This window comes from Paenibacillus sp. GCM10023252, from assembly GCF_042653305.1.
Lineage (GTDB): Bacteria > Bacillota > Bacilli > Paenibacillales > Paenibacillaceae > Pristimantibacillus.
Genome location: NZ_JBHSHW010000036.1, coordinates 111,232 through 123,945, shown reverse-complemented (window position 1 = coordinate 123,945; position 12,714 = coordinate 111,232). Strand labels below are relative to the sequence as shown.

Below are 12,714 nucleotides of genomic sequence, written 5' to 3'. Positions count from 1 at the left end.
ACATGAGAAGAGGAGTGAATGATGAATGAGAAGGCAGTTGAAGCGGTTGACAACGTTCGCAGGAGTGGTGACAGGAGCAGTCATAACCTTGTGGTTAGCACCGGCACATGCTTCTGCCAGTGAGCTGATTTTCCAATCTGGATTTGAGAGCGGTTCCAATCTGACCAATCAGTCTGCGCAGTTCGATGACATTACAGGTACAGACACTTCGCTGAGCATCAAGAACAACTGGGTCACAGATCTGGAGGATCATCCTCAGATAGGTAAGTTCGAGATTCAATATGAAGGGGGAGCCGCCACGGATCGATATGCCGATATTATTCAAGATCCTGCAGACTCGGGTAATCAAGTGCTCCACTACTGGATGAAGAACGCGGTTATTCAAGATAATGGGTTCAAGAAGGGGAGGATTCAGACCAATATATATGATCAATCAGGCAATCCGCAGCAGTCGCTCAATGAAGTGTATTATAAGGTTCGTCTCAAGCTTCATCCAGATATGCAGAAGCTGGAGAGCTACGGCAATGCAATTCCTTGGATAACGCTGGCGGAATTCTGGAATGATGCGACCTGGACGGGAAGCCCTTACCCATTCCGCATTACCTTCGGACTGAACAAGGAGGCGAATGCAGGTTCGAACAAACCATTGTACTTCCATGTAATCTCGGAGAATATGGACAATAATACACGAGTGGAGATATGGAAGGAGGATGCCAAGTCCTTCCCTGTGCAGTATGGTGAGTGGATTACCCTTGAGTTCTACTATAAGAAGGGGAACGCTGCCACTGGACGATTCTACGTGGCAGCAACGCCGGAAGGCGGCAGCAGGCAGGTGCTGTTCGATGTGACGAACTGGACCTATAATGACAAGAATCCTTCGCCTAACGGTCTGGCTCACTTCAATCCGCTCAAGCTCTATACCAGTGAAGTCTATGTTAATCATGTAAGGAATAACGGAGGCATTATGCAGCTATACTGGGATGACTTCGAGCTATGGAATGGATGGCCGCCTAATGTGTATGAAGCCGAAGAGATGACGGTTGGAACAACATCGGGAGAGACGCTGACAAGTGCTTACGACCAGAGCTGCAGCGGTGATGTATGCCATATATTCAATAGTAATGGAGCAGGAGATTATGTGAACTACTTCGCCAATGTTCCGCATACTGGCAAGTATGATATCGTAGTCGGTGTCAAAAAAACGAGTACCCGCGGGATGTTCCAGCTCTCTGTAGACGGGGTGAATAAAGGATCGATTCAAAACTTATATGCCAGCTCGGCCCAATACACAGAAATGTCTGTCGCCAGCGATGTCCAGCTGAGTGCCGGAGACCGCAGATTCAAGTTCTATGTGACAGGCACGACTGGAACGGGGTACCAGCTGGGAATAGACTATATCAAGCTGATTCCCAAGGATTAGTATAGACCAAGTGATCAACGGATGCTGACTGAGGTAAGCAGTCTGTATACTTGAACGAGCTTGTACCCTTCTGATAGAATGCAGGTAACTTACACGAGCGAACATAGATGAATGATCGGCAAGCTGGAATCGTGGAGCACAGGCTTTAAGCCTGTGTTCTTTCCTTTGAATACCCATATACGAGGGCTAGCTTGCGATAGGAGGGAGGGGTGGTTTTGCAGCCTTTTACAGAGAGAGTGGTTGCCATCATTAAGAGCATTCCAGCCGGACAAGTGGCCTCCTACGGTCAGATTGCGGAGCTGGCGGGAAGCCGGCGCGGGGCGAGGCAGGTCGTGCGCATCCTTCATTCCATGAGTATGAAGTACGATCTTCCGTGGCATCGGGTCGTGAACAGCAAGGGCGAGATTGCCGTTGCAGACGAGGAAGCGCGGGATACGCAGGTGTATCGCTTGGAGCAGGAGGGTGTGTACGTAGACCATCTGAACCGAGTCGATCTGGAAGCTTGTCGGTTCATTCCGAGCCATGATATAGTTGATCCTCCATCCTTATAGAGCTCAAGTTCATCTTAGGAAAGTCCAACATAGGAAGAAGGATCTGCATATGCCGAGGCTCGTCTACATGGCACTTATCGGGCTCAGCCTCATCTGGGGCGGCTCGTTCTACTTCGTTAAGGTACTGCTGCACGACTTCGGTCCTGCCACCATCGCCTTCCTGCGATCCTCGGCGGGGCTCGTGACGGTAACGTTGATTATGCTGGTGCTGGGCAAGCCGTTCGGCTTCCGCACCATCCCTTGGGTGAGGATGGCGGTAATGGCCACCATCAACACGGCGATCCCCTGGTCGCTCATTGCACTCAGCGAGACGAGGCTGACCAGCTCGATGGCTTCCATACTGAACGCAACGACGCCTGTCTGGACGATTATCGTCGGAATCCTGCTGTTCGGCCAGCGCTCCAGTCGGAGCCAGTGGCTTGGCATTGCTGCTGCAAGCGTGGGAGTCGTGCTGCTAGTTGGCTATGAGCCGGGGGCCGTCGGCTCTGTTAATCTGGTGGGATTCCTCTGCATGCTGGGAGCGACGCTATGCTATGCGGTCGGTTCGCAGCTGTCGAAGCGTCTGCTAGGAGGCTTCTCCATGTATCAGATTACGTTCGGCACACTCATCAGCGCGATGGTGGTGAGTGGAGGTGTGGCGTTCAGCACGGAATCTATCGCACTCAGCGATCTGGTGACGAGTACGAACCTGCTGATGATCATCGGACTTGGCGTGTTCGGCTCCGGGATCGCGTACATCCTGTTCTACTATATGGTGCAGCAGGGCAGCGCGGAGTTCGCCACGATGGTCACGTACCTGGTTCCTTGTACCGCGCTCATCTGGGGCTACACCCTGCTCGGCGAGAGCATCGCGTGGAACATGGTCGCCGGCCTCGTTATTATTCTCGGCGGCGTGTATGTGGCGGGGAGGAAGCGGGCGGAAGAGAGAGCGCACTAGTTTTAATCTGATGAAGGCTGTCCTACAAGGTCATACCGACCGGGGGCAGCTTTTTTTGGTGTGGAGTAAAATTTTGGTGGGAATTAGTAACTATTTGGTATGATTGGTTGTCTTACATAGAGAGGAGATCCTCCATAGGAATAATTTATAGATAAGAAAGGAAGATTCGATTGGATAGCCAGCTATACTTGTTCTTTCATATCTTATCTCACAGCTTATTAGGAGCCGCTATCGCTTACGTGATGCTACCACAAGACAACTGGAGACAGAGAATGGTGTCCTTCTCACTCGGAGCACTTAGCGGTGTTACTCCAGATTTATTTGGAGGCCGCGATGGAGCGCCGTGGTCACATTCCATCTTTTTCACACCTGTTCTAGTAGTATGGATGGTCTTTATTGTGAAGAGGTTGATGAGAGAGGTACGCTTCACGAGGTTATGGGCGGCTTCCATACTAGCGGTATGGGTTGGACATTTGATGCTTGATTTGATGGGACATGATGTTCCCTTATTATTTCCTTTCAGTGACAAGTCATTTGTTTTGGGTGTAATTACTTTAGGTGATCCATGGATATGGTTGCCGTTAACGATTGGGATTGCCATAAGCTTCGGTCTCAAGTTTAGAACTAAGCTTCCTGTCATGACGGCAATTTTGTTTGTTCTATTGTATCTGATGCTTAAGTTGATGGCGAAGGAGATTATTGCACACAAGGTCGAGGCTGCTTACCCCGTATCAGAGCAATCACATTACATAATAGAACCGGATACCTACCTTGAATACACATTCCAGCCTGCGGCATGGTTGAAGTACCGATATCGAATCGTAAGCGAACATCACGTTAGAGGAGGTCGTGCAGGATGGTTTGGTGAGAAGCTTGGAGGGGTTAGCTGGCATTATTTTCACCCGGAAGGTCTTGAACTCATGCGAAGCCGCGGGGTTGTTATCGCGGTGCCTCGAGCTAACAAGGACATCTCGATAACGGTTACGGATGAATGGGCGAGGGAAGGTGTGAACTATATTCAAGGGAAGGCGGAGGACACTCTCTACACTTACAAGGAAGTAACGGATGGTCAGTGGATTAAGGTAGACTCGGATGTGGGGGGGTAGCGGGTTAGAAAAAAGCTGTAAGGGTACAAACTCCCTTACAGCTGTTGTGGTGCTTGCTCACCCGATTACTTCGGCCCCTAGATATCGCGGCGAAGCGCCTTCAGCACGTCGATCTCGGTGGCGCGGCGAGCGGGCCGCATGCCTGAGAGGATGGCGATACCGATGCTAATAGCCGCACTGATCGCGACTAACGAGAACGGAATGTAGCTGAAGGTGAAGTTGATATCCTCTGCTCCCTCCTGCTGGCTGGCGAGAATCATCGGGATGATCTTGTTCGCCGCCATGCTCACCACATACGCGACGGCCGTGCCGATGAGCGTCCCCACAATGCCAATATAGCTAATCTCCATTAGAAAAACACTCCGTATGGAAGCAGGCGATGCGCCAATCGCCTTCATAATGCCAATATCCTGGGTCCGCTCGGTAACCGCCATCGTCATCGTGTTATAGATCCCAATCGCCGCAATAATGACGGCAATCGCACCGACGAACAGCAGTCCAATATTGACGAATTGGAACACGGTGTTCACAGACTTCAGCTCGCTCAAGATGGAGTAGACATGGTAACCGCCCTTGTCCTTCAACGTCTCGACGATACCATTCACATGCTTCATGTCGGATGCATAGAGCTTCACGTTCTGCACAGCAGTCAAGGAGCCTTGCTCCTCCTTGCTTACGAGTGTTGCCAGCTCTGGCAGCAGCGAACGATCCAGGAAGACGCGGGGATCATTCAGCCAATCGCGTGAAGGCTGCTCCATGACACCAACAATGGTGAAGGTCTTCTCCACAGGAGCCGGAGCGCTGCCTGAATCCTGACCAGCGACACCTGCGGCTGAAGTGAACGTCACCGTCAGCTTCTGATTCAGCACTTCCGGCTTAGCCACTGAACTTGCCGAGCTGGCAGCTTGACCGGCATTCGCGGCATTCGCTTCAGTAACGCTGTCCTCACCAGCAGTCCCTACACCAGCGCTGTCCTCACCAGCAGTCCCTGCTCCAGAACCCCCTTCTGCACCAGCCGCCTTCTCTGCGAATAGCGCACCGAAGCCGCTCCCGACCACAACTTCATTGCTTTTCTCCGGGTAACGGCCTTCAGCCAGCACCATCGTGCCCTTCGGCTCGGCGGCCATATCTGCGAAGATAGGAGGAGTCACTCCCTCTGCCAGCTTCCCGCCAAGAGAGTACTTCGTCATCAGATGAGGAGAGTTCTGCTTCGTCACGGCTTCTACATGCGGCAGCCCTTCCAGATAAGCGAGCTCATCTGCACTGAACAAGAAGGCGTCTGGTGAAGGATCGCCTTCGCCTTCGAATCTCTGATCAAGGGTGATCTCGGTGACCTTGCCATTCGACGTAATCTGCTCCGTAATACTCCGCTGGAAGCCGAAGCCGACCGATGCGAGCACGACGAGGAAGCAGCAGCCCATGGCGGTTGCAAGGATGGTCATGAACAAGCGTGACTTGTTCTTCTTCATATTCTGTCTAACGAATCGGTACTTGTCCTTCCACTTCATACGTTCACTTCCTCCTGCTTCTTCTGCGGTTCGTGCTGCTCTGCCTCTGCTTGCTCTGCGAGCTGCCCATTATGAATCGTCACTGAGCGATGCGCAATAGAAGCGACCTCAGCATCATGCGTAATCATGAGGAAGGTCGTTCCCCACTGCTGGTTCAGCACGCGAATGAACTCCAGCACGGACTTCTCCGTCTCACTGTCCAGACTGCCTGTCGGCTCGTCCGCTAGTATTAACGCTGGCTTCAGAGCCATCGCCCGTGCGATGCCGATCCGCTGCTGCTGCCCGCCGGACAGCTCGCTCGGATAGTACTGCTCATGCTCCGACATGCCAACGAGCTCCATCGTCTCCTTCACCATGCGCGCACGCACTCTCTCATCCAGCCCCTTCAGCGTTAGCGGAAGCTCAATATTCTGGAAGGCGGTCATGCTCGGAATGAGCTGGAAGCTCTGAAAAATAAAACCCATATGAGCCAGCCGGAACTTCGCCCACTCGGTCTCGTTAAATCCGGTCACATCCGTCCCGTTGATGACGATGCGTCCTTGCGACGGCTTGTTATAGCCGGCAACGAGATTAAGCAGGGTGGACTTGCCCGACCCGCTGCGGCCGAGTACGGATACAATCTCTCCCTTGCCGACCGTCAGGTTAATATCTCTAAGGACAGGAACGACCTTCGTGCTGCCCTTCTTGCCTATGTGGAATTCATGAGACAAGCGGTTGATAGTAATCACTAGCTAACATCCTCTCTAAGCTGCTCTCGCAGATACTGCGGTTCTGTACATTCACATGAGAGAGACGGTTGTCGAGGCGATTATGTAACAGTCGAGGTAGATTCCAACTTCCGGCATATAATGCCAGTTAGTCCGATAGTGGGATGGGGTTAACGGGGAATAACCGTGTTAAGTCGGCGTGGACGGGGGTTGGTGGGGGGCATAACGAGGAAATTCCTCGTTAAGTGTCGGGATTGTGGTCTGGAAGGTGATGTGGGATGAGGTTAACGGGGAATAACCGTGTTAAGTCGGCTTGGATGGGGGTTGGTGGGGGGCATAACGAGGAAATTCCTCGTTAAGTGTCGGGATTGTGGTCTGGAAGGTGGTGAGGGAGGGGGTTAACGCGGAATAACCGTGTTAAGTCGGCTTGGATGGGGGTTGGTGAGAGGGTTAACGAGGAAATTCCTCGTTAAGTGTCAGGGTTGTGGTCTGGAAGGTGATGTGGGATGGGGTTAACGCGGAATAACCGTGTTAAGTCGGCGTGGACGGGGATTGGTGGGGGGCATAACGAGGAAATTCCTCGTTAAGTGTAAGGGTTGCAGTCTGGAAGGTGGTGAGGGATGGGGTTAACGAGGAATAACCGTGTTAAGTCGGCTTGGACGGGGGTTGGTGGGGAGCATACCGCCTGCCTCTAGATCGAGGCAAGCGGTAATAAGCTAACTCTTCACTCTCATTCTCTTACAAAGATTCATTAAACTTCTTCAACAGCCTGCCGAACACCTCGCGCTCTTCGTCCGACCAGTCTTGGACAATCTCCATAACGCGCTCATATCTCGCTTGCTTGTATACCTGCAGCTCCCTCGCACCCAGCTCCGTAAGATCCAGTGAATAGGCCCTCCGATCCTGCGAGTCGGGAATCTTGTACACATAGCCCTTCGTCTCCAGCGCAGACACCTGCCGGCTCGCCGTCGAGATATCCAGCTGGAACTGTCCGGCGAGCGTCTTCACTCCAGCTGCCCCATTCATGGAGAGATGATGAAGCAGGAGGTATGCGGATCGATCGAGATTCCCATACTTCCTGTCCGAGGTAATGGCTGTCACCCTGCGCACGAGCAAGGCGATCTGAAGCTCTATTATTGCTACTGCATCATTATCCATCTAACAACCACCTTACCGCCTCAATAGAAGTTATCACCTGTTGCCATACCCGTTGTCCTCTGTCGCAATCAATCTCCTCCCATCCTACCACAGGAACATGACCGATGGCATCTCCCCGAGCATTGACATCCGGACATATAGTTGTATAATACAATTATATTATAGTTGAATCATACAACTATTCGTCAACATCTGGTCCAGCGTTGCAAAAAAAAAAACAACCTACAAAAAGGAGATATATCTGATCATGGCATCAACATCTGCATCGACTTCAACATCGTCATCTAGCGCGGCAGGCATGCCGCATTCAAATAAGCAAACGAGCTTGCTGCAGCAGCCGCGAGCGTTGTGGGCGGTAAGCTTCGCGATCGTTATTGCCTTCATGGGACTTGGGCTAGTCGACCCTATACTGCCGGCAATCGCGCATAAGCTCGAAGCTACGCCGAGTCAAGTATCCCTGTTGTTCACCAGCTATAATGCGGTAATGGCAGTAGCTATGCTCATTACAGGGGTAATCTCATCTAAGCTGGGCATCAAGGGCACACTAATGACGGGTATCGTCATCATTGCGATCTTCTCCGGTCTGGGCGGGGCATCGGGAGGTATCTGGGAGCTGATCGGGCTGCGCGGAGGCTGGGGGCTAGGCAATGCCTTGTTCGTAGCGACTTCACTGACGGCTATCGTCTCTCTGTCGGAGTCGGGCACAGCGAAGGCCATTATTCTATATGAAGCAGCAATCGGCATCGGAATCTCGGTTGGACCGCTGCTTGGCGGGGAACTGGGCTCTATCTCTTGGAGAGGACCCTTCTACGGGGTGGCTGGACTGATGGTCATCGCCTTCATCGGACTTCTCTTCCTGATGCCCTCATCACGCTTGAAGGCGGCACCTGGAGCGCTTGCTCCATCACCATCTCCTTCGGCTGCCCCAGTTCGCCGAGCGTCCTTGCTCGATCCCTTCCGGGCGCTGAAGCATCGTTCCCTTCTCGTCCTGGGGGTGGCAGCTTGCTTGTATAACTTTGGTTTTTTCACCCTGATGGCCTACTCGCCCTTCGTCATGGGTCTTGATGAGCATGGTCTAGGCTACGTCTTCTTGGGCTGGGGCTTGCTCCTGGCTATTACATCAGTGTTCATGGCACCGAAGCTGCAGCAGAAGTTCGGCACAGTGAAGTCGATGAGTGCGATGCTGTTCCTGTTCGCTCTTGTCCTGCTCGCGATGGGCATCTGGGCGGATACTCCCACGGTCATCATTGGATGCGTCATTGTGGCAGGTGCTCTGCTGGGGAACAACAATACACTGATTACAACCGCGGTGATGCATGCTGCTCCAGTCGAGCGCTCTACCGCATCTGCGGCCTATAGCTTCCTCCGGTTCCTCGGCGGAGCTGTCGCACCTTACCTGGCAGGGAAGCTGGCGGAATGGTACAATCCGCATATCCCATTCCTAGTAGGAGCGGGATTCGTCATGCTGTCTGTTGTATTCATCATCATGAACGGTCAGCATGTGAAGCATGTTGATCTAGCGGAGGGACATTAAGGATGGAATGGAAGCAATCGAATGAAGCCTTCGGGCAAGCACTGGTGAAGTCGCTCATTGGAGAGCGAGGGCATCTACCCGTTGCCAGAGGGGTTGGCGATATGAGCTGGGAGCTGGCAGGGCGAGGTGCTGAGGGTATTCCTTATACGATCTATCAGCTCGTATGGCATATGCAGTATTGGCAGACCTTCATGCTCACTTATGCGGAGGGAGGACAGCCTACTCGTCCGACAAGCGCACAGGACAGCTGGACAGAGCAGCGTAATGCTCCATCCGATGAGCAATGGAAGGAGCTTCAGCAGCAGTTCCTCCGTGGAATCGACAGGGCATGTGAGCTGGCCCAGACGATTGCGCTGGATGAGCTCCTGCCCGGATTCCCCGTGCCTGAGACCAGAGGAGGCATGCTGCGCAACATCGCTTCGCACAACTCGTACCACTTGGGCGAGATTGTCCTGCTTCGGAGGCTGAACGGAGCATGGCCGCCAGTTGGCGGCGGGTACCCGGCTTAATCCGACTTAACCTGACTCTTAACCCGACTTGACTGCCCTTGCTGAGCAGCGCTCCTATTGTGCAGCAGACGCAGCAACTTCGCTCATAAGCGCTTGAGTATTGAGATCCGGATCACGGAAGAAGGCCATCCAAGTCTGAATGCCATTCATCTCTGCAATAATGTGGGGCTTGCCTAGGAAGGTGACATCGCGGGCAAGCAGCGTCTCATAGGAAGCATGGATATCCTCTACGTTGAAGTAGAAGATGGAGCTTGGATGGTTGTATTCCTCATGCTCAGGGACACTTAGCATCAGGCGAACGCCGTTGCACTCCAGGAAGGCCATATTCGACAGCTGGAATAATAGGGTTAGACCGAGCGTCTCGTGGTAGAACTTGGCGGCTTGCTCGATATTTTGAACCGGAATACTGACCTGCCCGATCCTCGTAATGTTGAACTCCTGACTCATCCTCCATCTCTCCCTTATCTTGTCTAGTTACCTCTATAGATTAGCACGATTGCCTCTTCCTATACTTCTCCAATATCACCTAATTGCGGCGAGCAGCCGCCCGATACGACCGAGGAGCCAGACCAGTACGCAGCTTGAACAGCTTGTGAAAAGAAGAAGGGTTATCAAACCCCACCCTTAAGGCAATCTCCGTAATAGACTCCTCCGTATGCTGGAGGAGACGCTGTGCTTCAGTCATCCGTCTGGCGCTTACATATTGATGCGGAGATACGCCGAACAGCTGCTTGAAGCTGCGAATGAGATGATTCACCGACAAGCAGGCGACGCGGGACACCTCCTCCAAGGGAAGACTGCGATCATAGTACGCATGCAAGTATTCGCGGGCTATGGCTGTCCTGCGGAACAGCTCCTCTCGTGTGGTTAGACGTGCAGCAGCCAGAGATTCCATCTCCATGGGCATTAAGCGATGAACGCAGAGAAGCGTCTGAAGCGCTTCGTGGAATTGTTCCTCCATCCATAGCGGGTCTTGGCCCATGACGGGGAGTTGCTGCTGCATTCGGTTCATGAAGCTCAGAATGAGGTCGCTGTGCTGGTAAGTCTTCGCATGGAATGGAGGAACGGGAGAGGAGATCCCGTCTTGCCATGGATCATTCAGCCCGTCTGCGAGCCCTCTGCTGAGATCGGTTAGCAGCTCCGGAGCCAGCCCCCTTCGGAAGAATAGACAGAAGGAGTCGACCCTCGTGTCCGAATCAATGGCAATCGTATAGTGCTCCCCTTCATTCAGAAGGAGATAGCTGTCCTGCTCAATGACATAATGCCCGCGGTTCGTCTGGTAGTAGGCGCGGCCGCCCTTGAACGTCTTGATCGACAGTGGTCCGTCGCCGCTCCAATGATGGGTCTTCGAGCTTGCTTGCAGGATGAAGCTGGATTGGAACAGCGGGTAGGCAGAGGATGGCATCCTAATTCCTCCAGTATGTAATGATATTGGACGAAGGTGGTAATAGTAAGTCGGTAACTCAATCTATGGGAATGAAGGATGGTGCTAACCAGGTGAACAAGTTGAAGTGGATGGGTAAATACATAGCTGTAGCTGCAATGGCTGTTATGCTGCTGGTCAGCATGCCTCATGTAAGTCTAGCTGTAGGTAAAGGTGCTCATGGACCGGATATATTCGTCATCCAGGGCATGCTTAAGTCCGTTGGCAGCTATGCCGGCGAGATTCATGGGTACTATGATGATACCACGGTTCGGGGCGTGAAGCATTTCCAGAAGAAGCATGGCCTTCCGGTGACCGGAGCGGTAGATCCGAAGACGTTCGAGTCCATTATGTACTCGTATGCTAGCGTGAAGCTCCGCGGCGGCGGCGGCGGAGCTGGGCAAGGCGGCGGAGCCGGTCAAGGCGGCGGAGCCGGTCAAGGCGGCGGAGCCGGACAAGGCGGCGGAGCTGGGCAAGGCGGCGGAGCCGGTCAAGGCGGCGGAGCCGGACAAGGCGGCGGAGCTGGGCAAGGCGGCGGAGCCGGGCAGGGTGGCGGAGCCGGGCAAGGTGGCGGAGCCGGGCAGGGTGGCGGAGCCGGGCAAGGTGGCGGAGCCGGTCAAGGTGGCGGAGCCGGTCAAGGCGGCGGAGCCGGGCAGGGTGGCGGAGCTGGTCAAGGCGGCGGAGCCGGTCAGGGCGAAGGGTCGGAGCAGACGCCGAGTCCCGCACCGAATGAGAGCAAGCCGGAGCCAAGCCAGGCTCCGAATGAGAACAAGCCGGCGCCCATCCCGTCGCCAGGCGAAGTGAAGCCGGCCCCGGCTCCAGCGCCTGTGCCGAATGAGAACAAGCCGGCTCCTGAGAACGGCAGCAAGCCGAACCCGAATAAGAGCTTCCCGGATAACTAAGGGGACCAGGTAATGCGTCAATGTGTGTCGGTAAGATGTGTCAAGGTACGACATCCTGCGTCTTATTGTCACTGAATCCATAGAATTATAGTAGGTACGACTTAAGTCCTACAATAGTTCATGAAGTTTGGGTGAAGTGGTTCCATTTTCCAGAGAAGTGTTGTAAAATGAACATCAGAGCAGGTAAAACTGTATATCATTAGGGATACGTTGAAGTATGTTCCGTCAATTGGGCACTAGGAGCATATGGAGTTACTAGTGCAACCGACCTAGTCTATTCTATAGACCAAGGTCGGTTTTTTTGTTGTCCTTCGACCTTGTCAGGGGAGAATGTGGAATGAAGAAGTCATTACTTATCACAGCCATTATCGCAATGATGACAGCGGGATTATGGATGAAGTCAGCTGCCTTCACAGAAGCAGCGGTGGAGAACGGTCTGCAATATGCCATAGTTCCAGGAAGTACAGCACTTATTGCTATTGATGATCAGTTGGAGCCAATGACAGGAGCAGCGAATGCTGAACTTACCCTGACTCTGCCTGTCACGAACAATCAGAATAAGGCTGCAGAGGTGACTGTTGATCCTCTGAATCAGAATGGAGAAGTCTTCTCAGCAGAGTCTGCCCCGCTTAGGCTCCAGCCGGGAGAGAGTGGAGAGCTGCACGTGTTGCTGCAGTCCGCTGAAGGGATGAATGCTGGTCTGTACCAGGTGGAGCTGCCTGTAGCGGTTAGCTACTTGGACGGGAGCGCTGTCGTCCCTGTCACCGTAGAGATCATGATTGAGGATGAAGCAGACCTTAAGGAAGAGCAGCTGAGTGAGGAACAACTGGATGAACCTTCCACTGCTCAAGCAGCTGAGCAGTCTGCGCCAGTGCAGCAATCGCAGGAGGAGTGGAAGGTCGAATGGCCTGCTATTGTCTCATCCGAAGGAGCGGGATCCGTGAATGAGTAACCTGCCA

General features: G+C 53.3%; 13 protein-coding genes and 1 riboswitch. Of the genes, 8 read left to right on the top strand and 5 right to left on the bottom strand.

Annotated features, from left to right (window positions below):
• Positions 1-25: 25 nt before the first annotated feature.
• The 4 genes from ACFO9Q_RS20455 to ACFO9Q_RS20440 all read left to right on the top strand — a co-directional run bounded on the left by ACFO9Q_RS20455 (position 26) and on the right by ACFO9Q_RS20440 (position 4,014).
• Positions 26-1,420 carry a carbohydrate-binding protein gene (locus ACFO9Q_RS20455; protein ID WP_379185425.1) on the top strand — a complete coding sequence of 465 codons (1,395 nt, stop codon included), beginning with the start codon at positions 26-28 and terminating at the stop codon, positions 1,418-1,420.
• 215 nt (positions 1,421-1,635) lie between these two features.
• Complete coding sequence (locus tag ACFO9Q_RS20450) at positions 1,636-1,971, top strand: MGMT family protein (RefSeq protein ID WP_379185424.1); 336 nt, start codon at positions 1,636-1,638, stop codon at positions 1,969-1,971.
• A 49-nt stretch (positions 1,972-2,020) separates the two neighbouring features.
• The gene (locus ACFO9Q_RS20445) at positions 2,021-2,908 is read left to right on the top strand and encodes a DMT family transporter (protein ID WP_379185423.1); all 888 of its coding nucleotides are present in this window, start codon (positions 2,021-2,023) and stop codon (positions 2,906-2,908) included.
• 170 nt (positions 2,909-3,078) lie between these two features.
• A complete protein-coding gene (locus ACFO9Q_RS20440; RefSeq protein WP_379185422.1) occupies positions 3,079-4,014 on the top strand; it encodes a metal-dependent hydrolase in 936 nt (311 codons plus the stop codon).
• 77 nt (positions 4,015-4,091) lie between these two features.
• On the opposite strand, the gene ACFO9Q_RS20435 is transcribed toward ACFO9Q_RS20440, so the two are convergent.
• The 3 genes from ACFO9Q_RS20435 to ACFO9Q_RS20425 form a co-directional block, all read right to left on the bottom strand.
• Positions 4,092-5,522 carry an ABC transporter permease gene (locus tag ACFO9Q_RS20435; protein ID WP_379185421.1) on the bottom strand — a complete coding sequence of 477 codons (1,431 nt, stop codon included), beginning with the start codon at positions 5,520-5,522 and terminating at the stop codon, positions 4,092-4,094.
• Positions 5,519-6,250 (bottom strand): ABC transporter ATP-binding protein, encoded by a 732-nt coding sequence (locus ACFO9Q_RS20430; RefSeq protein WP_379185420.1) that lies wholly within the window; start codon positions 6,248-6,250, stop codon positions 5,519-5,521. The genes ACFO9Q_RS20435 and ACFO9Q_RS20430 overlap by 4 nt, the downstream gene beginning before the upstream one ends.
• A gap of 717 nt (positions 6,251-6,967) precedes the next feature.
• Positions 6,968-7,387 carry a MarR family winged helix-turn-helix transcriptional regulator gene (locus ACFO9Q_RS20425; protein WP_379185419.1) on the bottom strand — a complete coding sequence of 140 codons (420 nt, stop codon included), beginning with the start codon at positions 7,385-7,387 and terminating at the stop codon, positions 6,968-6,970.
• 298 nt (positions 7,388-7,685) lie between these two features.
• Here ACFO9Q_RS20425 and ACFO9Q_RS20420 point away from each other — a divergent pair, with 298 nt between their 5' ends.
• Positions 7,686-8,921 carry an MFS transporter gene (locus ACFO9Q_RS20420; protein WP_379185469.1) on the top strand — a complete coding sequence of 412 codons (1,236 nt, stop codon included), beginning with the start codon at positions 7,686-7,688 and terminating at the stop codon, positions 8,919-8,921.
• Between the two features lie 2 nt (positions 8,922-8,923).
• Positions 8,924-9,430 carry a DinB family protein gene (locus ACFO9Q_RS20415; RefSeq protein WP_379185418.1) on the top strand — a complete coding sequence of 169 codons (507 nt, stop codon included), beginning with the start codon at positions 8,924-8,926 and terminating at the stop codon, positions 9,428-9,430.
• Between the two features lie 54 nt (positions 9,431-9,484).
• On the opposite strand, the gene ACFO9Q_RS20410 is transcribed toward ACFO9Q_RS20415, so the two are convergent.
• Both ACFO9Q_RS20410 and ACFO9Q_RS20405 read right to left on the bottom strand, forming a co-directional pair.
• The gene (locus tag ACFO9Q_RS20410; protein ID WP_379185417.1) at positions 9,485-9,877 is read right to left on the bottom strand and encodes a VOC family protein; all 393 of its coding nucleotides are present in this window, start codon (positions 9,875-9,877) and stop codon (positions 9,485-9,487) included.
• A 79-nt stretch (positions 9,878-9,956) separates the two neighbouring features.
• Entirely contained in the window at positions 9,957-10,835 is an 879-nt protein-coding gene (locus ACFO9Q_RS20405; RefSeq protein WP_379185416.1) for an AraC family transcriptional regulator, read from the bottom strand.
• A gap of 92 nt (positions 10,836-10,927) precedes the next feature.
• Here ACFO9Q_RS20405 and ACFO9Q_RS20400 point away from each other — a divergent pair, with 92 nt between their 5' ends.
• Positions 10,928-11,755 carry a peptidoglycan-binding domain-containing protein gene (locus tag ACFO9Q_RS20400; protein ID WP_379185415.1) on the top strand — a complete coding sequence of 276 codons (828 nt, stop codon included), beginning with the start codon at positions 10,928-10,930 and terminating at the stop codon, positions 11,753-11,755.
• A gap of 194 nt (positions 11,756-11,949) precedes the next feature.
• A riboswitch (cyclic di-GMP riboswitch) is annotated at positions 11,950-12,034 on the top strand.
• A gap of 58 nt (positions 12,035-12,092) precedes the next feature.
• Entirely contained in the window at positions 12,093-12,707 is a 615-nt protein-coding gene (locus ACFO9Q_RS20395) for a hypothetical protein (protein ID WP_379185414.1), read from the top strand.
• Positions 12,708-12,714: the final 7 nt, after the last annotated feature.

Coding starts and splice junctions, on each gene's coding strand:
- ACFO9Q_RS20455 (WP_379185425.1), top strand. CDS start 26: ATGAGAAGGCAGTTGAAGCGGTTGACAACGTTCGCAGGAGTGGTGACA.
- ACFO9Q_RS20445 (WP_379185423.1), top strand. CDS start 2,021: ATGCCGAGGCTCGTCTACATGGCACTTATCGGGCTCAGCCTCATCTGG.
- ACFO9Q_RS20435 (WP_379185421.1), bottom strand. CDS start 5,522: ATGAAGTGGAAGGACAAGTACCGATTCGTTAGACAGAATATGAAGAAG.
- ACFO9Q_RS20425 (WP_379185419.1), bottom strand. CDS start 7,387: ATGGATAATGATGCAGTAGCAATAATAGAGCTTCAGATCGCCTTGCTC.
- ACFO9Q_RS20420 (WP_379185469.1), top strand. CDS start 7,686: ATGCCGCATTCAAATAAGCAAACGAGCTTGCTGCAGCAGCCGCGAGCG.
- ACFO9Q_RS20415 (WP_379185418.1), top strand. CDS start 8,924: ATGGAATGGAAGCAATCGAATGAAGCCTTCGGGCAAGCACTGGTGAAG.
- ACFO9Q_RS20410 (WP_379185417.1), bottom strand. CDS start 9,877: ATGAGTCAGGAGTTCAACATTACGAGGATCGGGCAGGTCAGTATTCCG.
- ACFO9Q_RS20405 (WP_379185416.1), bottom strand. CDS start 10,835: ATGCCATCCTCTGCCTACCCGCTGTTCCAATCCAGCTTCATCCTGCAA.
- ACFO9Q_RS20395 (WP_379185414.1), top strand. CDS start 12,093: ATGAAGAAGTCATTACTTATCACAGCCATTATCGCAATGATGACAGCG.